Origin of the sequence: Providencia sp. PROV032 (assembly GCF_028484875.1) — a bacterium.
GTDB lineage: Bacteria > Pseudomonadota > Gammaproteobacteria > Enterobacterales > Enterobacteriaceae > Providencia > Providencia rettgeri_E.
The window spans coordinates 163,817-185,430 of record NZ_JAMPSX010000016.1 but is presented as its reverse complement, the minus strand read 5'-3'; the positions used below and the strand labels follow the sequence as shown (position 1 = coordinate 185,430).

The following is a 21,614-nucleotide window of genomic DNA, read 5'->3' as shown; positions in this document are numbered from 1 at the left end:
TTGCTAGTAATAATCATTCCAACAGGCAAAAGCGACTTTTCATTAAGCGTGTTTACCATTAGAGTATACCATTGATATTATTATGAGTTACCACAAATTTTATGCGGTTTTTACCATTTAATTTATCTATTAGAGAGGAGGAGTAATTTTGAAAAAATTGTTCCTCATTGTTATTGGGTGGTTAGCTGTTGCGCTGGCATTTGCCGGCGTCGTTCTGCCGGTTTTGCCGACTACGCCTTTCTTATTGCTGGCGGCATGGTGCTTTTCTCGTTCATCTCCACGCTTTCATCATTGGTTATTATACCGCTCTTGGTTTGGGGGGTATATCCGTCATTGGCAAAAGCACAGAGGGCTACCTAAAGGGGCAAAACCCAAAGCAATTATATTGATAATACTCACTTTTTCATTATCAATCTGGGTTGTTAGTTATGTATGGTTAAAAATTGGCTTATTGGCACTGTTGTGTTGGCTGCTTATTTTTATGTATCGACTTCCCGTTGTTGATGAACAAATTTCGACTAAAAATAAAAAAGCCTCATAAATTATGTCATGTAGTCTATGAGGCGTGATAGAAGTTGCTTTGCTAACTTTGGGGTTATTCAGGAACTCTAATATAGCGTTCGAATACATAATCTAAATTACTGTTTAACCAGTTTTTCCCGCAAATATCCTCTTGTTCTAGAACTTGCTTAATCACTTCTGGCGTCAATAGTTGTTCCGCTTCATGGGATAACGGCCAGTAGCTAATATGCCAAGGTTCATAGGCGACCCCTGCATTTTTGGCAGTAAAAGGGCGATAAAAATCAAATGTTGCCATATTATCCGTGAGCCAGTGATTTAGTTCAGCAAGGTAGCCGCCAGTTTCATACTCCCAAGGTTCTAATTGCAATGTTTGCCCCGCAGGGATACGTAATGGATCATACACGTCTATTTCGGTTCCCCAATGATGACGGCTTGCACCAGGTAAGGCAGACCAATGCAAAATCGCCTCACAAAGCTCACCTTCAGAAAGGGCTGTAATATCTAGAGGTTGGCTCTGTGCATCAAGAACAGGACGGAGGCCGGTGAATTTTTCATTCCAAATTAACTGTTGACGTGAAAAATCACGAAATGCACTTGCTGATTGTAACTTGAAGCCCGCTTTTGCCGCCGCTTGTTGCATGGCTAAAAATGCTTTGGTGGCATTAAACTGTAGGCGGTGAGAGCCGCCAAGCGTCACTAAGTGGTCAGTTGAACGGCCCGTTAACATTGCGATGGTGATCATAATAACAATAACTCCATGACCCGTTCATAAATTAAAGCCAGTTGTTGCAAGTCTTTGACACTAACGCATTCATCAACTTTATGAATGGTGGCATTCAATGGGCCAAGTTCAATCACTTGAGTTCCCATTTGGGCGATAAAACGGCCATCCGAAGTTCCACCACTTGTTGATAGCTCTGCGTTAAGACCTGTCAGTTCATGAATTGCTTGCAGAGTTGCAGTGACAAGCTCTTGTTTTTCAGTCAAAAATGGCTGCCCAGATAATGACCATTCAATTTTGTATGTAAGGCCATGGCGGTCTAACATGCTTGTGACCCTGTCACGTATTTGTGTGTCAGTCAATTCTGTGCTGAAACGAAAATTAAATTGAACAAATAACTCACCAGGGATCACATTACTTGCCCCAGTACCTGCATGAATATTGGCAATTTGCATGGTGGTGGCAGGGAAGAACTCATTGCCGTTATCCCAGATAGTTGAGGTGAGCTCTTGCAAAAAAGCGGTTGAGCGGTGCACCGGGTTGTCTGCTAAATGTGGATAGGCAACGTGGCCCTGTGAACCTAAAATAGTTAAATTCGCGGTAATTGAGCCTCTTCGTCCATTCTTTATGATGTCGCCTAATTGCGATTGGCTTGACGGCTCACCGACTAAACAGTAATCAACGCGCTCATTACGTGCCATTAATGTTTCAACAACTTTAACTGTGCCATCCAGCGCAGCTGCTTCTTCATCAGATGTGATTAAAAATGCCAATCTTCCCTGATGATGAGGGTGTTTCTTAACAAAGCGCTCTGCGGCGACAACCATTGCTGCGACTGAACCTTTCATATCAGCAGCACCACGGCCATACAAATGTTGATTAATAATTGTTGGGGTAAACGGTGGCGTCTGCCAATTTTCGCTATTGCCTGCCGGCACAACATCGGTATGACCTGCGAATGCAAGGGTTGGCCCCTGAGTACCTCGGTGTGCCCAAAAATTTAAGGTGTCACCAAAATGCATGGGTTCAACAGTAAAACCAAGTTGGTTTAAGCGCTCGGTCAGTATTGCTTGGCAGCCTTGGTCATCAGGGCTGATAGAAGGGCGAGTAATTAATTCTTTGGCAAGCTGAATAACGGGGCAATCCATCATATTTACCTGTTCATCGAATGAAGTTTTGGTAGTCATTAGCGTTAAACCCAACTAAGTATTGGTTATCTGGCGAAACAAGTACGGGCCTTTTGATCATGGCAGGCTCTGCAAGTAGTACTTTTTTTGCACTGTCTGCGTCAACAACTGCATTTTTTTCATCATCAGTCAGTTTACGCCACGTTGTTCCTCGCTTATTGACTAACACTTCCCAATCAATATGTTTCATAAAAGTAGAAAGTAATTCATCGCTAATACCATCAACGCGATAATCATGAAATTGATAGTTAATGCCATTGTCTTCTAAGTAACGGCGTGCTTTTTTAATGGTGTCACAGTTTTTAATTCCGTACATAATATAAGGCGCATTAGGTGTGTTGGGCATATGATTTTCCTCAAAAAACTAGCGATAACTCTTACATAATGAGGCAAAAATCACTTGGGATCTAGCCCAAACTTGAGAAATATATAATAACCTTATAATTAAAATCTATATGATTTAACCTCGACAATTAGTATATTAGACAAAATTATCTTGACCGCATATAAATTAAGCTAGCTTCGAGACGAGAGCGGACGCGTAACTTTTTAAGAATATTTCGAATATGAACTTTAACGGTTTCCTCTGAAATAAAAAGTAAATTAGATATTTCACGGTTTTTTAAGCCCACAGCCATTTCATGTAAAATTTCAGATTCTCGTTTCGTCAGTGCTGATAGCGGATCATTATAATTATGACGTGAAATAAGATGTTGATATATTTTTTCACTAAAAACCAATTGCCCTCTAGAAGCCTTCTTCATGCTATAAAATAACATGTCAAGTTCACTGCTTTTCAATAAATAACCTTGTGCACCTGCATCAATAGCACCATATATATCTGTTTTAATTGTTGAAGCCGATAACACTAGTAAGTAACTATCATTGCAGTGTTTGCGAAGTAATCGCATGGTTTCAAATGTTTTAATACCTTGAATATTGGTATCGATGATAATGAGATTAGGTTGTAGGTGCCTTGCTATACTGAGGGCTTCGTAACAACAAGCGCACTCAGCTGTAATACTAAAGTGTGTATCAGTATTTATGAGCTGACGCAATCCCAAGCGTATAATCGGGTGCTCATCAATAATCATTACTGTATATTTAGACATAGAGGGTTCCTTTTTTATGTCTCAAACGCCAAAGCCTATTTAGGTATTCCTATAAAATAGATAATTTGATTTCAATATATTCATTATGTTTAATTGGTATATTAATAATTATAAAACTAGTGTGTTATATTATTAATATTACTTATTTAATTAATTCCTATAGCCATATTGGTAAAGTAAGGCGTTTGTCGATAATACATTAAAATAAGGAAATTCATATCTAATATTTAAATTAATATTAAGGGGGGTGATTTTAAAACGAAGTTGTACAGTGTTATTAGGTGATTAATTATTTATATATATTACCATCATGAAATTAACGATAAATTAAAAAGATATAGCGATAGCATGAAAAATAATTAAAGTGATTACGTTTTACTCTAATAGTGGGCTAACTCTATTGTCGCTGAAAGGCTGTAACTGAAAGATTTTTCTGGAAATTGCAGGTATGATCATGATTTGCTAGTGAGATGTGTTTATACTGTTATCGCTCTTACCTTACTTATATTGAAAGGACTTGACGATGGATGATAAATTAAAACAAAGTGCTCTTGATTTTCATGAGTTTCCACATCCTGGGAAAATTACGGTTACCCCAACTAAACCCCTAACAACCCAGAGAGACCTCGCATTAGCATATTCACCAGGTGTTGCAGTGCCATGTCTTGAAATTGCAGATGACCCACTTAAAGCTTATCGTTACACCGCTAAAGGTAACCTTGTCGGGGTTGTGTCTAATGGTACTGCTGTCCTTGGGTTAGGGAATATCGGTGCATTGGCTGGTAAGCCCGTCATGGAAGGGAAAGGTGTACTATTTAAAAAGTTTTCTGGCGTTGATGTCTTTGATATTGAAGTTGATGAAACCGATCCAGACAAGCTCGTGGATATCATAGCATCTCTTGAGCCGACGTTTGGCGGTATTAACTTAGAAGATATCAAAGCACCAGAATGCTTTTATATTGAACAAAAACTCCGTGAGCGGATGAAAATCCCTGTATTCCATGATGACCAGCACGGAACGGCGATCATCTGTACTGCCGCTGTCATTAATGGGCTACGGATTGTCAAAAAAGAGATTGGTGATGTTCGCCTAGTGGTTTCTGGCGCAGGGGCAGCATCAATCGCTTGTATGAATCTATTAGTCGCATTAGGGTTGAAACGCGAACATATCACTGTCTGTGATTCAAAAGGGGTGATTTATAAAGGCCGTGACGAGCGCATGGATGTGACTAAAGCCGCGTATGCAATTGACGATAACGGTCAGCGTACTTTAGCGGATGCGATCCCTAATGCAGATATTTTCTTAGGTTGTTCGGGGCCTCGTCTTTTAACGCCAGAAATGGTGAAAACCATGGCAAAAGATCCACTGATCTTAGCATTGGCTAACCCTGAGCCCGAAATTTTGCCACCGTTAGCAAAAGAAGTTCGTCCTGATGCCATCATTTGTACCGGTCGCTCTGATTACCCAAATCAGGTTAATAACGTGTTATGTTTCCCATTCATTTTCCGCGGTGCGCTAGACGTTGGCGCAACAACGATTAATGAAGAGATGAAACTGGCTTGTGTGTATGCCATTGCAGACCTGGCATTGGCAGAGCAAAGCGAAGAAGTCGCCTCTGCGTATGGCAACCAAGATCTATTCTTTGGCCCTGAATATATTATTCCGAAACCATTTGATCCACGCTTGATTGTTAAAATCGCACCTGCTGTGGCTAAAGCGGCAATGGACTCAGGGGTAGCAACACGTCCAATTGAAGATTTCGATGCTTATATCGAAAAATTAAACCAATTTGTTTATAAAACAAACTTATTTATGAAGCCTATTTTCTCCCAAGCGAAGACTGCGAAAAAACGCATTGTTTTAGCCGAAGGGGAAGAGGAACGTGTATTACATGCCACTCAAGAGCTGGTTTCTTTAGGTTTAGCTTTCCCAGTCTTAGTTGGGCGCCCAAGTGTGATTGAAATGCGTATTCAAAAACTTGGCCTACATATTGAGTTAGGTAAAGATTTTGAAGTGGTCAATAATGAAAATGACCCGCGTTATAAAGAGTATTGGCAAGAGTATTACCAAATCATGAAACGTCGTGGTGTTTCCCAAGAAATGGCGCGCCGTGCAGTGATTAATAACCCAACCCTAATTGGTGGGATCATGGTGTTACGTGGTGAAGCTGACGGGATGATTTGTGGTACTGTCGGCAGTTATGGCGAACACTACGAAGTGGTTAAAGAACTGTTTGGTTTCCGCGAAGGTGTGCACACCGCTGGTGCAATGAACGCATTATTACTGCCAACGGGGAATACATTCATTGCAGATACTTATGTCAATGAAGACCCTTCACCGGAAGAGCTAACTGAAATCACATTAATGGCTGCTGATACAGTACGTCGCTTTGGTATTGAGCCAAAAGTGGCTCTGTTATCGCGTTCTAGCTTTGGTTCTTCAGACTGTGCTTCAGCACAAAAAATGCGTGATACACTGTCGATGATCAAAGCCCGTGACCCACATCTTGAAATTGATGGTGAAATGCATGCGGATGCCGCATTAATTGAGTCTATCCGTAAAGATGTGATGCCTGATAGCCCATTAAAAGGTTCAGCAAATTTATTAATAATGCCAAATATGGAAGCCGCACGTATTAGTTATAACTTACTGCGTGTGACTAGCTCTGATGGTGTGACTGTCGGGCCAGTGTTGATGGGTGTTGCGAAACCTGTGCATATTTTGACACCAATTGCGTCGGTACGCCGTATCGTGAATATGGTTGCTTTAGCGGTTGTTGAGGCTCAAACAAATCCTCTCTAACGGGTAATTTAGTTAATCCCTTTTTAAAGGCTTCTATGGTTTCATAGTAGCCTTTTTTATTGAAAATGATTCTCATTATCTGTATCTTGTGGGTTTGACTACACAAGACGGAAAGCATAATGATTTCAATTAGATTGACCTCTCGAATAGCCACTTTGATGGTTGGGTTATTCTTTCTTATTGGTTGTACACAAAAAGTTGAACCGACAACCGTACAATTAGATAACCAACTAACAGTTAGTAACCAAATTATTGACTTAGCAACAGGTAAGTCTTTAACACCTCAGCAATTAATTGAGCAGCTTGCTCAATCTCCACGCGTGATTGTGGGCGAAAAACATGATAACCATTATCACCACCAAATTGAGCAGTGGCTTGCACAAGAAATGCCTAAAATACGGCCTCAAGGTGCGATCCTACTTGAGATGTTGACACCTTCACAGCAAAAAGGCGTGAGCCGTGTGCAGGCACAGATGCAAAGTAATCCCTATATTCGTGACGAAAAGTTACAGTCTGCCTTAAATTGGAATACTGGCTGGCCTTGGGAACAATATGGGGCTTTAATCCGCCATTTGCTGAGCTCACCTTATCCACTACTGTCTGCAAATTTAGATAAAGAAGAGGTGCTTTTCGCCTATGCTAACCCGTCATCGATAACGGGGCAGTATTCTACTCAACCTATTGTTCAAGAACTTATCAGCAAAACAATTGAAAGTTCGCATGGTGGAGAACTGACGCCTGAACAAGTCGAAAAAATGACATTTATACAGCAGCTGCGTGACCGCCGTATGGCAGAGTCGTTATTAAATGCGCCTACACCAGCGCTTCTGTTCGCCGGTGGCTACCATGCAACAAGGGCTATTGGTGTCCCCTTGCATGTGCAAGATCTCGCCCCTGATGAACCAATGAAAGTGTTAATTATTTCGGAAAGAGGGGAAGAAATAGACCACTTACATGCGGATTTTGTGTGGTATACACCTAAATGATGACTAAATAATAGCAACCTAATGATTTCAAAAAAGTTAATTTTGTGAAGTAATCTTTATTTTCATTAAGAAATGATTTCCATTTTCATTTGTTATTAATTATCATTTGCGTTTATATGAGAATACGTAAGTATGTAAGATAAAAATGAGCATAACAACATTTGAAAATGAGTATTTAAAGCGAACGACAAAGATGAGTGGGTGGTTCGCATTGGCAATCACTCTTCATGTTGTGGTTGTTGGGGTGTATATCTGGGTAACTCACAATCAACAATGGGAAGAGTTATTGCCACCGCCATCCGTGGTTATGGAGATTTCGATTGAATCGCAAGCGGAGCAGCTAACGGAAGTTAACATTGGTCAGTTACAAGAGTTATCGGTGGCAAGTCAGGCCCATGAAATGCCATCAGAGGAAAAGATTATACCGCCATTGGCTGTCAATGAGCAGGCAGAAGTGCAAGTGGCTAAGGCGGTGAGTAAACAGCGAACAGTTGAAGTTAAAAAACAAAAGCGTGAAAAACAGACGGTTGAACAAAAACAAGCGACTGATTCAAAGGCCAATGATGCTCCTGTCACCAGTGATGCGGCAGCACCACGACAGACTCAGAAAGTTGCCGCAGAGTTTAACAGCCAGTCACAATCGATAGATAACGCGAAGCGGCTGTGGGAAGCTCAAGTATTGGGGAAATTAAATAAATACAAGCGGTTCCCTGAAGAGGCCGTAAGGCGAGGGCGAGTTGGTCAATCAACCGTGACATTTACGGTTGATCCACAAGGCTTTTTGCTTGCTAGCGACTTGGTGAATTCATCTGGAACGCGGTCGTTGGATAGAGAAGCGTTGCAGGTGCTATCAAGGGCAGCACCGTTGCCTGAACCACCGGCCGAAATTTTAATGAATGGGCGGGTAACAGTCAGGATCCCTATTGATTTTACTCTTAATGAAAAATAGATTGGATTAATTATGCGTAATAAACTCACTGAGTTTTGTCTTATTACATCACTTGGTTTATATGCAGCAACGAGTGCTGCGGAGGAAAGAATGTCAGCGCCAATAGCCAAAAAACAGCCTCATACCATTACCACTCACGGAGATGCCCGTGTTGATAACTACTATTGGTTAAGAGATGACCAGCGTGAGTCTCCAGACGTTATCGAATATTTAACGCAAGAAAATAATTATACGCAGCAACAACTTGAAAAAGGTGAGCCGTTAAAAAAAGAAATTTACGATGAACTTTTTTCACGTATGAAGCAGGACGATGAATCAGTTCCTTATAATTATAATGGTTATACTTACCGCTCTCGAGTGGTTGCAGGTAAAAACTACTCTATCTATGAAAGGCGTCCGGTAAATAGCCAGGGTGAATGGGTTGTATTAGTTGATGGTAATGAACGTGCAGAAGGCACTGAATATTATCGTATGGGCGCATTAGCTATTTCTCCAGATAATACCACGCTTGCCATTGCTGAAGATCGCCAAGGGCGTAATGAATTTGTCGTGTCATTTCGCAAAATTGATGAGAGCGAGTGGCAAGAAAATGTGTTAACCAATACATCAGGTAATATTGTTTGGGCCAATGACAACCAAACGCTATTCTATGTGAATAAGGACAAGCAAACATTGCTTCCTTATCAAGTCGTTAGGCACCAATATGGTACACAGCAAACTCAAGACAAACTGGTGTATGAAGAAAAGGATGATACTTTTTACGTTAGTTTAGCGAAATCGACGTCAAAAGATTTTATTTTAATAGGTATCACGAGTACTGAAACTTCTGAATATCGGTTAATTGATGCAAATCAGCCACAAAATGACGCTAAAATCTTAAAACCACGTCAAGTTGGGGTTGAGTACTATCCTGATCATTTCAATGGTAAATTTTACATTCGTTCTAATCACCAACACCCATTATTTGGTTTATATATTGTAGATAATATTTCAGCGCCGTGGGCAAGCTTTATAGCCCCACGTGATGGGGTTGATCTTGAAGGTTTTGCTTTATTTAATAATTGGTTAGTTGTAGAAGAGCGCCAAAATGGCTTAGTAAACATTCGCCAAATCAGCTGGTTAACGCATAAAGAAAACCAAGTGAGCTTTGATGACCCAACGTATATGGCATGGATTAGTAATAACCCTGAGCCTGATACAGACACACTACGCTACGGCTACTCATCAATGACCACACCGTCTTCAGTATATGAAATTAATATGCTGACTCAAGAAAAACAGCTTTTAAAACAAGAAGAAGTTAAAGACTTTAATAAGCAAAACTACCAAAGTGAGCGTATTTGGGTTACCGCACAAGATGGAGTAAAAGTTCCGGTTTCCTTGGTTTATCGTAAAGATCTCTTCAAACATGGCCAAAATCCATTGTTAGTCTATGGTTATGGCGCTTATGGGTATGGCATTGATCCTTCATTTAGCTCATCTCGTTTGTCTTTACTGGATCGTGGTTTTGTTTACGCGATTGCACATATTCGTGGTGGTGGTGATTTAGGTAAAAATTGGTACATACAAGGCAAAACAATCCACAAGATGAATACATTTACTGACTTTATTGATGCAACCAAAGGGTTATTATCAGAAGGTTATGGTAAAGCAGGACATGTGTATGCTATGGGCGGAAGTGCGGGTGGCTTATTAATGGGCGCTGTAGTGAACATGGCACCTAATTTATACGAGGGGGTTGTTTCCGCGGTTCCATTTGTGGATGTAGTGACCACAATGTTAGACCCATCAATTCCGCTGACCACCGGGGAATACGATGAGTGGGGTAACCCTGAAAATGAAGAAGATTACTGGCGAATTAAAGCGTATAGCCCTTATGACAATATCAAAGCACAGCATTATCCACACATATTAGTGACGACAGGGCTACATGACTCACAAGTTCAATATTGGGAACCTGCAAAATGGGTGGCTAAATTGCGAGATATTAAGCAAGGCAACTCATTATTATTATTAGAAACGAATATGAATGCAGGGCATGGTGGTAAATCGGGCCGCTTTAATGCATTAGATGATATTGCCCAAGAATATAGTTTTATTCTTATGCTTGAAAATAAAGATAAATATTTCCCTTATTTAAAATAATAATTAACCTATAAAAACTAGGTTATTTCAGGCCAACAACAATATTAATGACATTGTTGTTGAGCCTTTTCACAGGCTTTATTTGCTCTGTGTTAGCAGTGTGAGCGTATGACACACAGTACGTTTACAGGAATGGTTTAATGAATAATAAAACAATAATTATGGTTGCTGGTATTATTACGACTAGCTACCAAGGGATTGCTTTGGCTGAAAATACACAGCAGCAAAATAAGCAGAAAGAGGGTGTGGTTAATTTTAGCCAATTAAAAGTTTCGGGTGCGCAGAAACAAACGCCATTAGTCAAAGCATTGGAAAAACCGGGTGCTTATAGCGCGGTTGGTACAGAAAATAAATTGCAGTCGATGGATAAAATAATCCGCACCATGCCTGGGACTTATACGCAAATGGATGCTAGCCAAGGAACGGTTAACGTGAATATTCGCGGGTTAAGTGGTTTTGGCCGCGTGAATATGATGGTTGATGGTATCACGCAAAGTTATTATGGTAATTCCCCAAGTAAGTACACTCACGGAATGCAGCCAAGTAATGATTTTGGCTCATTAATAGATCCTAACTTTATAGTGGCTGTGGAAGTAGAGAAAGGGCAACTGAATGGGAGTAACAGCGTAAATGCGTTAGCGGGGAGTGCTAATTTTCGCACTATCGGTATTGATGATGTGATCTTCAACAACAATTTATATGGCCTGCGTAGTAAAGCTAGCTGGGGAGATAATGGCCTCGGTTATAACGGGATGGTTGCGGTTGCGGGGAAGACATTATTACAAGATGATGGCTACTTTGGTGGTTTAATTGCAATTAGCGGTCATAATATTCCTGGTAGTTATAAGAATGGCGATGGGTTTGATAGTGATGAATTTGCCACAGATCCCTCATTCAAACAAAAGCCACAATCTCAATTGGCAAAGTTAAAATATAAACCGAATGACAGCCATGAATTAGAATTCAGTGGTCGTTTCTTGCAAAATAAACTAACCAGCAGAAAGATTAACAGTGATGATTATTATCTTAAATATAAATACACCCCATTAAATGAATTAATTGATGTGGAAATATTGGCAAGCCATGGAAATAATGAGCAAAAACTCCAAGGTGATCCTATTGGTGGTGCATATAGAGATGCCATCTCTAAAAATAAATCCGATAGTATTAATTTATCCAATACAAGCCATTTTTCTTATGGAGATGTGGATTATAAATGGCAAGTTGGCTCGAAATTAATGAAAACCAAATACAGTAAAGTTGCTCAGCCAGTTGAAGATCCAAACACTCAGATCAACAATCCATTTGCGCCAAGTGGAAAACAAGATATCGCGAGCCTATATACCCAATTTGAAGCAAAGTATGATATTTATACAGCGGTATTTGACCTTAATTACCTCAATTATAATGTGAAGGGCTATAAACCTGAGTGTGATGCAACAGAGAAATGTTTTCCTCAAGAAGCCAGTAATCTGAATATTAAAGATAGCGGTATTAACCCGGGTATCTTGTTATCCGCGCAACCTATCCCTGAATTCCAACCCTTTGTTAGCTATGCTCATTCAATGCGAGCGCCAAATTCACAAGAAGCTTTTTTCTCCTCAAATGGTGGTCAGAGCATGAATCCATTTCTTAAAGGTGAAAAATCGAAAACGTGGCAGGTTGGCTTTAATAGCTTAAAACCTGATTTAGTGGTGGAGGGCGACCAATTTAATCTGAAAGCATTGTGGTTTCATACTCAGGTTAAAGATTACATCACAAGTAAGGCTTTCATTCTTTGTCGTTCCAATCCACAGGATGAATTTGATTGGTGTTTAGTCAATGATGATGTATGGGATAAAGAGAATCCAACCATGTCTCAGCGAGCAGAAATGTATGTGAATGACCACCGAGATGTGAATCTGCGAGGGTATGAATTGCAAGCCAACTATGATGCAGGAGTATTTTACTCAATGATTTCTTATACCAAAGAGTCAGGGAAACAACCGGTTTCTATTAATAGTACCTCTGCATTTAGTGCTGGAGACTTTACGCAATTACCCGACTATTACCTAACATTAGACTCAGGTGTGCGTTTGCTGGATGAAAAGCTGACACTGGGTTCAACGATAACGTGGACAGGGCCGTCTAAGCGGATTAGCCCAATTCTTGATGCCGACCAAAATGGTGATGCGATGACGGAAAAATACGAAAAACAGCCAACCATTATTGATGTATATGCAGATTATGAAATTAATAAAAACGTTAAGTTGATGATGACCATTAACAATGTGACAAATAAAAACTATACCGATGCATTAAATCGCGCAAATTCGGGAGCAATTATGGAAGAACGAGGTCGAAATAATGAAACGGGTAGAGGGCGTACTTATATGATAGGTGGGCAGGTGCGTTTCTAATCAACATATAAATTTAACACCACTTATCTCGTTATTTTTATCGAGATAAGTGGATAAAATAATTATTTCGATACTCTTTTGGCTTTAACCTTCTCAATGTGGGTGACTTGGCTTTCAACCCAGCCATCATTAAGGCGAGTTCTCAGTGGTTGACCAACTTTCACTTGGCTGGTTTTTTTCAACACGGTGCCTTTAGCGGTTTCACTAATACTAAACCCGCGAGCTAGGGTCGCTAATGGGCTAACCGCTTCCATTTTCGAACAAGCCACTGCGAAACGTTGGCGGTAACTATTAACCAAACTCGTGACCATATTCTGCAAATGATACTGTGTCTGCTGCAACTGACGCTGCTGTTTTTGCAATTGAGGACGCAAATCATTTTGTAGCAAACGGCGGTTGAGTCTTTCAAACTTAAATGTTGAATTTTGCAATTGTCGAGCCATTGACTGTGCAAGCTTTTGCTGTAACAAATTAAGCTGATTATGCTGCCTTGCTAAGCGTAATTGAGGGTGTTGCTGTTGTAGGCGATGATGTAAGCGTGCGAATTTTTGTTGTTGGCCTGCAATATAATAATCCATTGCCATTTCAAGGTGTTGCTGCGCTGATTGTAGCTGGCGAAGCATTTCCAATTGATTACGGCTAACAAGCTCAGCGGCCGCCGATGGGGTTGGCGCTCTTACGTCCGCGACATAGTCGGCAATTGTCACATCGGTCTCATGGCCAACAGCGCTAATTATAGGCAGTTGACTAGCAAAAATGGCTCTAGCAACGATTTCTTCATTAAATGCCCATAAATCTTCAAGTGAACCGCCACCGCGACCGACGATCAACACATCGCATTCTTGACGTAGGTTTGCTAGCTCAATCATTCGAGCAATTTGTGCTGGCGCCATCTCACCTTGAACGGCCGTTGGGTAAATGATGATGGGCAAAGAAGGGTCACGACGACGCAAAATATTTAAAATATCATGTAGGGCTGCACCCGTTGCTGAGGTAATGAGACCGACAGATTTAGCAGGGCTAGGGAGCGGTTTTTTATGAATAGTATCAAATAAGCCTTGTGCGCTTAGCGTTTGTTTTAATAGCTCAAAACGCTGTTGTAGTAAGCCTTCACCAGCTGGCTGCATGCTTTCAAGGATTAATTGATAGTCGCCTCGCGGCTCATATAAGGTGACGGTCGCTCTGACTAACACCTGTTGGCCATTCTGAGGACGGAAAGTGACTCGCGCATTTTGCCCACGGAACATGGCTGCACGAACCTGAGCCCGATCATCTTTTAAGGTGAGATACCAATGACCTGAACTTGGCTGAGAAAAATTAGAAATTTCTGCGGTTAGCCAAATACGACCCATTTGGTTATCAAGAAGTTCTCGAACTGTCTGGTTAAGCTTGCTAACAGAGTAAATTGCGCTATTTTGTGATATCGACATGTGAGCCAGATCAAATTTTAAAACAATGACTTAATCGATAGATACTAACGCAGCCATAAGAGTTATCAAGTTTTTTTTCAAAAAAACGCTGGAAGCAACCGTTTTCGGTGTGTATAATGCCGCGGCAATATTTTATACCTTTCCATAACGCTGCCTGGTGGGATATTGCCTATGTTACGCATTAAAAAAGAAGCACTAACTTTCGACGACGTTTTACTCGTTCCTGCACACTCAACGGTATTACCAAATACTGCAGATTTATCAACTCAACTGACTGCAAACATCCGCCTGAACATTCCTATGCTTTCTGCAGCCATGGATACTGTCACTGAATCTGATCTTGCTATCGCATTGGCACAAGAAGGTGGCATTGGCTTCATCCATAAAAACATGACTATCGAGCGCCAAGCGGAAGAAGTTCGCCGTGTGAAAAAGCATGAAAGTGGTGTGGTTACTGATCCTGTCACCGTAACGCCAGATACGACCATTCGTGAAGTGCAAGAAATGGCTGAGCGTAATGGGTTCGCGGGTTATCCTGTTGTTGCTAAAGACAACTCGTTAGTCGGTATCATTACAGGCCGTGACGTCCGTTTCGTGACAGATTTAGACCAACCTGTTACTGCTGTGATGACGCCAAAAGAGCGTTTAGTGACCGTCAAAGAAGGTGAAGCACGTGAAATTGTTTTACAAAAAATGCATGAAAAACGTGTTGAAAAAGCCTTAGTGATCGATGATAACTTTCATTTGTTAGGGATGATCACCGTAAAAGATTTCCAAAAAGCAGAACGTAAACCAAACGCGTGTAAAGACGAGCAAGGCCGTTTACGTGTTGGTGCTGCGGTTGGTGCTGGTGCAGGAAATGAAGAGCGTGTTGATGCGCTGGTGGCCGCTGGCGTTGATGTTTTGTTAATTGACTCATCACATGGTCATTCAGAAGGCGTATTACAACGTATTCGTGAAACCCGCCAAAAATACCCTGAATTACAAATCATAGGCGGTAACGTTGCAACAGCGGAAGGGGCTAAAGCCTTAGCAGATGCAGGTGTTAGCGCAGTTAAAGTGGGTATTGGTCCGGGTTCTATTTGTACCACTCGTATCGTAACAGGTGTAGGTGTACCGCAAATCACAGCGATTGCAGAAGCGGCAGAAGCACTTGAAGGTACGGGTATTCCTGTTATTGCGGATGGTGGTATTCGTTTCTCAGGCGACATCTCTAAAGCTATCGCAGCAGGCGCAGCCTGTGTGATGGTCGGCTCAATGTTCGCAGGAACAGAAGAGTCTCCTGGAGAAACTATTTTATTCCAAGGCCGTACTTACAAAGCATACCGTGGTATGGGCTCACTTGGTGCGATGTCTAAAGGTTCGTCAGACCGCTACTTCCAATCGGATAATGCGGCAGATAAATTAGTGCCAGAAGGGATTGAAGGCCGTGTCGCGTATAAAGGCCGTTTAAAAGAAATCATTCATCAACAAATGGGTGGTTTACGTTCCTGTATGGGGCTGACAGGTTGTGGTACTATAGATGCATTAAGAACAAAAGCAGAGTTTGTTCGTATCAGTGGAGCCGGTATCCAAGAAAGCCACGTCCATGATGTTACTATCACGAAAGAATCTCCAAACTATCGTTTGGGGCAATAATCGATAAAATTTCTCAGGGTGGCGCATTCGTTCGATTGCGTCACCGATTCTTATTTTTGACTTGAATTTTTGGAATTCTCCTCAAATGACAACAAATATCCATAAACATCGCATTCTTATTCTTGATTTCGGCTCGCAATATACACAGCTGATCGCCCGTCGTATCCGTGAAATTGGCGTTTACTGTGAACTCTGGGCGTGGGACGTTACAGAAGAACAAATTCGAGAATTTAATCCAAACGGTATCATTCTTTCTGGTGGGCCAGAAAGTACGACTGAATCAGATAGTCCACGTGCTCCTGATTACGTATTTAATGCGGGCGTTCCTGTATTAGGTATTTGTTATGGCATGCAAACCATGTCAATGCAACTGGGTGGTGCAGTTGAAGTTTCTGGTGAACGTGAGTTCGGTTATGCTAATGTTGAAATCACCGAGCAATGTGAATTATTCCGTGATATTCATGACTCTCTGAACGAAGCGGGTAAACCAGTACTAGATGTCTGGATGAGCCATGGCGATAAAGTGACTGCAATTCCAGCAGACTTTAAAACCATTGCCAGTACACCAAGCTGCCCATATGCCATCATGGCAAATGAAGAGAAAAAATTCTACGGTGTGCAATTCCACCCAGAAGTCACTCACACTCACCAAGGCTTAAATATTTTAACGCGTTTCGTTAAAGATATTTGTCGCTGTGAAGCCCTATGGACACCAGCTGCAATCATCGAAGACACAGTCGCCCGTTTAAAAGAACAAATTGGTGATGACCATGTACTGCTCGCATTATCGGGCGGTGTTGATTCATCAGTTACCGCACTGTTATTAAACCGCGCAATTGGTAAACGTTTAACCTGTGTGTTCGTTGATAACGGTTTATTACGTTTAAATGAAGCAGACCAAGTGATGGAAATGTTTGCGGGTAAATTTGACCTGAACATCATCCATGCAAAAGCTGAAGATCGCTTCTTAAATGCATTAGCAGGGATCAGCGATCCAGAAGCTAAACGCAAAAAAATTGGTCATGTCTTTATCGAAGTATTTGATGAAGAGTCATCTAAGCTGCCTAACATCAAATGGTTGGCTCAAGGAACAATTTACCCAGATGTTATCGAATCAGCAGCATCCGCAACTGGTAAAGCACACGTTATCAAGTCTCACCATAACGTAGGTGGTCTGCCGGATGACATGAAGCTTGGTTTAGTTGAGCCATTAAAAGAGCTGTTTAAAGATGAAGTCCGTAAGATTGGTCTAGAACTAGGTCTGCCGTATGACATGTTATATCGCCACCCATTCCCAGGCCCAGGCTTAGGGGTTCGCGTATTAGGCGAGGTGAAGAAAGAGTACTGTGACTTATTACGTCGCGCAGACGCTATCTTTATCGAAGAACTGCACAAAGCGGATTTATATCATAAAGTTAGCCAAGCATTTACCGTATTCTTACCTGTTCGCTCTGTTGGCGTCATGGGCGATGGCCGTAAATATGACTGGGTTGTTTCACTGCGTGCAGTAGAAACCATCGACTTTATGACCGCGCATTGGGCTCATTTACCTTATGACTTCCTTGGCCGCGTTTCAAACCGCATCATTAATGAGGTCGAAGGCATTTCTAGGGTTGTATATGATATCAGCGGCAAACCGCCTGCGACTATTGAATGGGAATAATATAGCAATTGTTGACAACAGTTTTTAGTTATCGATAAATTCAAAGGCATCAGTTAGTTACTGGTGCCTTTTTGTTTTTAACAGTTTTTAGCAGTTGACAATTGCCGATAATTTTGACGGTATATATGACGGTATCAGAAATAATAATGACTAGATTGATAACTTCATACCGTCGAATAAAACATAAAAATGACGGTATCATGCAAAGGAATACCGACGTGTTAACCGATAAAAAATTAAAGAGCTTAAAGCCAGAAGACAAGCTATATAAGGTAGCTGATCGTGACGGTTTGTATGTTGCAGTCACAAAAACTGGTTCTATATCATTTAGATATGATTACCGCTTTAACGGGCGTAGAGAAACGATAACGTTTGGACGCTACAGCGATGACGGTATTACCCTTGCAGAAGCAAGAGAAATGCTAATCGACGCCAAAAAGACGCTGAACGCAGGCGTATCACCAGCTTCACAGAAACGAGACGGTATTACAAAGCGTAAAGTAGGGTTAACCCTGAAAGACTATACCGTCAAGTATCTATCAGAAACCCGTTTCGCAGACAGCACGCTAGACATGAAGACCGCTATTGTCGAAAGGGATCTATACCCAACACTGGGTAAACTACAACTAGAAGAAATCACAACACAAAAGGTTAGAGCCTTATGTGAAAAAATTAAAGAGCGTGGCGGTAATTCTACAGCTTTGCAGATACGTGAAATTGTTGGCTCTGTGTTCGACTACGTTATTGATCGTGGCTATGAGATAGAAAACCCTGTTAGCAGTATTAAAGCTTCATCCATCGCTACATTTGAGGCACGCGATAGGGCAATGACAGCTAAAGAAGTTGGTATATTCTTTAATGAACTAGAAAATTATAGCTGTTATCCAACGCTTAAATTAGCCGTTAAGTTCGTGCTATTAACTTTAGTTAGAAAAAGTGAGTTTATAAAAGCGACTTGGGATGAAATTGATTTTGATGAGAGATGCTGGATCATACCTAAGGCAAGAATGAAAAGAAGAAGGGCGCACGTGATCTATTTATCCGAACAAGCCTACGACATGCTTGTCGGATTTAAGGCCTGTGCAATGGGTAGCAATTATTTAGTTCCTGGTCGATATGATATAAGCAAGCCGCTTTCTAATGCTGCGTTAAATAATGTAATTGACGGTGTTGTTAAGCGTATAAATGCGAAGGGGATTAATTTTGAGCCGTTGACAGTCCATGATTTGAGAAGAACAGCCAGCACACTTTTGCATGAGGCTGGCTTCAATTCTGACTGGATAGAGAAGTGTTTAGCCCACGAACAAAAAGGCGTGCGTGCTGTTTATAACAAAGCAGAATATGCAGAGCAGCGCCGCGATATGCTACAGCAGTGGGCTAATATGGTGGATGGTTGGATAGAGAAAGAGAAGGGTAAAAATTAAGAGGTTTATTTTTCTGTGCCTAAAACTTTTGTGGCCAGTAAAGTTGATAGCATCGATGCACCAACCACTAGCCAAAATATGGAATAAAAAAGCCGCTCAATAATTACTGGGCGGCTATCGTTTTCGGTACCAATTGCAGAGAAAACATAACCTGCAATCCATGCGTATGCTATCAAAATGAACTCAATCAATGGTCGCCTCCTTGGTTATAAATTGTGGGCCGGTAAGTTCAATGCTGTTATTCGGGCATTCATTGCCCCAAGCATCCCAACCCTGTGACATGTCACGCGCAAATAATTCTATGCGACTAACGTCACCGTATAATTGTTCAAGCCTATTTTTAACCTCCCAAGGCTTTTGGCTGTGCTCACCTAAGCAACTAAACACAACCTGTTTAACGCTGGCACTCATACGCTCTAAGCCATTGCCGCGAGTAGCGATTAATACATCCTCGCTATTGGCTCTGGTGTAGTTTCCTCCATTCATCTTTGTTTCGGAGTTGAGTAAATCAAGTAGGTCGTGCCAATCAAACAGGGTGCCATTTTGTAGCGCTTTATCGAAACGTTCATGCGCCAATGGATTGAACTTAACCCACGTGAACGCCTTTGATGTGCGAACCGTAAAGCCCCATGACTTGGCTAGCTCAAATGCTTCTTGCACAAAATTGCCTGTATACCACATGGCAAGGACTGAGTTTTCGGCGGCTATTGTATGAACTGGAAGGTGTTTTAAATCGAATAGGCTGGTTGTTTGGTAGTGGTTATTTGCGGCACCGTTGGAAACTTTATTGCTGTATTGCCAAGGTGGATCACAATAAATAAGGTCATATTTTTTCATTATTACCTACACTAGGTTGATTACCTTTCTAAAATAGAATGCAATTCTTAAAGCAAAAATATCAAACTTATTTTTGTTGTTTAATGCAACTCTATAACATTCGCATTTTTCACAAGAGCATTCGTAATAAAACAACTCTTCTTTATTGAGTTTTTTATTACACCATACACAGCGAGTTTTATTCATTTGTATAATCCAGTTTCTTTAGCTGCTTTTTCAACATCACTATGAAATAAAGCTAATCGGTTAATTAAATCTTCCGTTGGCTCGGTGGCGTTAATTACTTCTTTCCATAATGCAGTGCATCTTATTTGAAGCTTTCCTCCTATTTCAGCGTTACGTAATCGAATCATTCCAGTATCTTGCGCATCCCAATTCAAGCGAGTAAATAATGAATTAAGTATTTTTTGCTTATCTTCCATCACTCCACCTTTTTAAATTCAATTACCCACGACCATTCGTTATTTCTCCAACTATCAATGCCATATATCGATGACCATAACTCTTTGAATGCATTTTTTGCGGTTATATATGGCTGATTGCTGTTTGGAATATAAAATCCAACTAACCAGTTGCCTTCATTTCCATAACGACCAGCTTTTATTCCTTCAGCTATCGCATCACTAGGTGATATTTCTTGAATCTGTTGCAACCAAACATCAGTAATCTCAATTTTCCCTTTTATATTACCGTCCTTGTCTGCAACGTTAATGATGTCGCCAATCTCACCATACGGGCAGTCAGGGTCAATAAAGCCATGTCGCCATGCTGCACATACTTGCTCGGATAGTGTGTAACCATCTTGCCATGCACCTAACTTGTGTAACTCCTCCTCGGTTACTTTTGGTTGTAGCTCAATCGGTCTGCGTGTCTGCGTTTTTCTTCCATCCATGACAGCCGCTAACATTGCATCGTTAAACTTGATTCTGTCTTTCATATTCATTCCTCTTCATTGCATCCCTGCGAGTTAAATTAAGCTTCCGTTAAATCAATAACATCATCAATAATTTCTTGCTTAACTGCATAATAACCATCTTCACCATTGAGTGTTATTTCTTCAGTGTTGGTGTAAATGCTGATAATCGCTTGTTTTAACTTCACATTTTCTTCTTGTAACTGTTCAAGTGTTGATTGCTTTTCCTCACTCACTGGCTGTTTCCACCCGCAGTGGCAATCTTTGCATTCACCATCGCCGCCCTCTAAATAAGCAGAGCACTCTGGACAATATAGCTTCTTCATATATCTATCTCCTGTTTGCATCCTTGCAAATATATCCTTTGGTTAAATCACATAGGGAAGGGTTAGTTAGGCTTTTCCATATTTATAGGCATAAAAATATCCCAAACCTGCGGTAGTTTTAAAAACTGCTCTTTTACTGCTACTGTCAGTCCTTTACCCATGGTTCCGAACAGGCCATAAGCTTTCCAGTTGCAGTTGTTGCCTTCATCGTCTAGCAATATAGAATCGCAAGCTTGGTAGTCCTTAGATTCTTGACCACATTTAGGGCATCTAAAACCACGATCACCAATCGCTTTACGCAAGTCATCAGTAGTATCAAATAAAGTAACTTCTTTAAGTTGTGGGAATTTAGAGCGCTGATAAAAATTAGGTGCGGTTATGTCTCTAATTTTTTCCATCCGTTCTAATAACTCGCTTTCAGATATACCTAACCATGCTGAATAATCAGAAAGCATAGAGTTAATAAAAGTAACCATTTCATCTATTGAACTTTTATGAAATCCTTTACTGGATTTAATTATTGAATCAATTAATTGCTGCTTAGTTTGCATAATAATAC

Annotated in this window: 20 protein-coding genes; 9 read left to right on the top strand and 11 right to left on the bottom strand. The window is 40.9% G+C overall.

The features are described from left to right. Positions 1-148: 148 nt before the first annotated feature. Entirely contained in the window at positions 149-541 is a 393-nt protein-coding gene (locus PSF42_RS12605; RefSeq protein WP_102139840.1) for a DUF454 family protein, read from the top strand. Between the two features lie 54 nt (positions 542-595). On the opposite strand, the gene PSF42_RS12600 is transcribed toward PSF42_RS12605, so the two are convergent. From PSF42_RS12600 to PSF42_RS12585, 4 genes are all read right to left on the bottom strand, one after another. After that, entirely contained in the window at positions 596-1,264 is a 669-nt protein-coding gene (locus PSF42_RS12600; protein WP_213912627.1) for a M15 family metallopeptidase, read from the bottom strand. Beyond that, positions 1,261-2,391: a succinyl-diaminopimelate desuccinylase gene (gene dapE, locus PSF42_RS12595; protein ID WP_272680123.1), complete on the bottom strand. Its 1,131-nt coding sequence runs from the start codon at positions 2,389-2,391 to the stop codon at positions 1,261-1,263. Before dapE ends, PSF42_RS12600 begins: the two co-directional genes overlap by 4 nt. A gap of 13 nt (positions 2,392-2,404) precedes the next feature. Then, entirely contained in the window at positions 2,405-2,776 is a 372-nt protein-coding gene (locus PSF42_RS12590) for an ArsC family reductase (RefSeq protein WP_248466600.1), read from the bottom strand. Between the two features lie 145 nt (positions 2,777-2,921). Next, complete coding sequence (locus PSF42_RS12585) at positions 2,922-3,542, bottom strand: LuxR C-terminal-related transcriptional regulator (protein ID WP_125891124.1); 621 nt, start codon at positions 3,540-3,542, stop codon at positions 2,922-2,924. A gap of 523 nt (positions 3,543-4,065) precedes the next feature. Here PSF42_RS12585 and maeB point away from each other — a divergent pair. The 5 genes from maeB to PSF42_RS12560 all read left to right on the top strand — a co-directional run bounded on the left by maeB (position 4,066) and on the right by PSF42_RS12560 (position 12,824). Then, positions 4,066-6,345 (top strand): NADP-dependent malic enzyme, encoded by a 2,280-nt coding sequence (gene maeB, locus PSF42_RS12580; RefSeq protein WP_213912628.1) that lies wholly within the window; start codon positions 4,066-4,068, stop codon positions 6,343-6,345. Between the two features lie 119 nt (positions 6,346-6,464). Next, positions 6,465-7,331: a ChaN family lipoprotein gene (locus PSF42_RS12575; protein ID WP_213912629.1), complete on the top strand. Its 867-nt coding sequence runs from the start codon at positions 6,465-6,467 to the stop codon at positions 7,329-7,331. Between the two features lie 145 nt (positions 7,332-7,476). Continuing rightward, positions 7,477-8,280, top strand: a complete 804-nt coding sequence (locus PSF42_RS12570) for an energy transducer TonB family protein (protein ID WP_125891122.1) — start codon at positions 7,477-7,479, stop codon at positions 8,278-8,280. 12 nt (positions 8,281-8,292) lie between these two features. Further along, a complete protein-coding gene (locus PSF42_RS12565; protein ID WP_125891121.1) occupies positions 8,293-10,425 on the top strand; it encodes a S9 family peptidase in 2,133 nt (710 codons plus the stop codon). Between the two features lie 140 nt (positions 10,426-10,565). Continuing rightward, entirely contained in the window at positions 10,566-12,824 is a 2,259-nt protein-coding gene (locus tag PSF42_RS12560) for a TonB-dependent receptor domain-containing protein (protein ID WP_272680120.1), read from the top strand. Between the two features lie 62 nt (positions 12,825-12,886). On the opposite strand, the gene xseA is transcribed toward PSF42_RS12560, so the two are convergent. Beyond that, complete coding sequence (gene xseA, locus PSF42_RS12555) at positions 12,887-14,254, bottom strand: exodeoxyribonuclease VII large subunit (protein WP_272680119.1); 1,368 nt, start codon at positions 14,252-14,254, stop codon at positions 12,887-12,889. A gap of 171 nt (positions 14,255-14,425) precedes the next feature. On the opposite strand from xseA, the gene guaB reads away from it, so the two are divergent. The 3 genes from guaB (at position 14,426) to PSF42_RS12540 (ending at position 18,979) form a co-directional block, all read left to right on the top strand. Beyond that, positions 14,426-15,892, top strand: coding sequence for an IMP dehydrogenase (gene guaB / locus PSF42_RS12550; protein ID WP_125891118.1), 1,467 nt, complete (start codon positions 14,426-14,428; stop codon positions 15,890-15,892). 85 nt (positions 15,893-15,977) lie between these two features. Continuing rightward, positions 15,978-17,555 carry a glutamine-hydrolyzing GMP synthase gene (guaA, locus tag PSF42_RS12545; protein WP_125891117.1) on the top strand — a complete coding sequence of 526 codons (1,578 nt, stop codon included), beginning with the start codon at positions 15,978-15,980 and terminating at the stop codon, positions 17,553-17,555. Positions 17,556-17,773: 218 nt separating this feature from the next. Continuing rightward, a complete protein-coding gene (locus PSF42_RS12540) occupies positions 17,774-18,979 on the top strand; it encodes a tyrosine-type recombinase/integrase (RefSeq protein ID WP_272680118.1) in 1,206 nt (401 codons plus the stop codon). A gap of 5 nt (positions 18,980-18,984) precedes the next feature. Here PSF42_RS12540 and PSF42_RS12535 read toward each other — a convergent pair whose 3' ends face one another. The 6 genes from PSF42_RS12535 to PSF42_RS12510 all read right to left on the bottom strand — a co-directional run bounded on the left by PSF42_RS12535 (position 18,985) and on the right by PSF42_RS12510 (position 21,606). Beyond that, complete coding sequence (locus PSF42_RS12535) at positions 18,985-19,170, bottom strand: hypothetical protein (protein ID WP_272680117.1); 186 nt, start codon at positions 19,168-19,170, stop codon at positions 18,985-18,987. Further along, positions 19,163-19,816: an MT-A70 family methyltransferase gene (locus PSF42_RS12530; protein ID WP_272680116.1), complete on the bottom strand. Its 654-nt coding sequence runs from the start codon at positions 19,814-19,816 to the stop codon at positions 19,163-19,165. The genes PSF42_RS12535 and PSF42_RS12530 overlap by 8 nt, the downstream gene beginning before the upstream one ends. Positions 19,817-19,998: 182 nt before the next feature. After that, positions 19,999-20,238, bottom strand: coding sequence for a hypothetical protein (locus PSF42_RS12525; RefSeq protein ID WP_171830831.1), 240 nt, complete (start codon positions 20,236-20,238; stop codon positions 19,999-20,001). Then, positions 20,238-20,753 (bottom strand): hypothetical protein, encoded by a 516-nt coding sequence (locus PSF42_RS12520; protein ID WP_272680115.1) that lies wholly within the window; start codon positions 20,751-20,753, stop codon positions 20,238-20,240. The genes PSF42_RS12525 and PSF42_RS12520 overlap by 1 nt, the downstream gene beginning before the upstream one ends. Before the next feature lie 35 nt (positions 20,754-20,788). Then, a complete protein-coding gene (locus PSF42_RS12515) occupies positions 20,789-21,055 on the bottom strand; it encodes a hypothetical protein (protein ID WP_272680114.1) in 267 nt (88 codons plus the stop codon). Between the two features lie 62 nt (positions 21,056-21,117). Continuing rightward, a complete protein-coding gene (locus tag PSF42_RS12510; RefSeq protein WP_272680113.1) occupies positions 21,118-21,606 on the bottom strand; it encodes a hypothetical protein in 489 nt (162 codons plus the stop codon). Between the last annotated feature and the right edge of the window lie 8 nt (positions 21,607-21,614).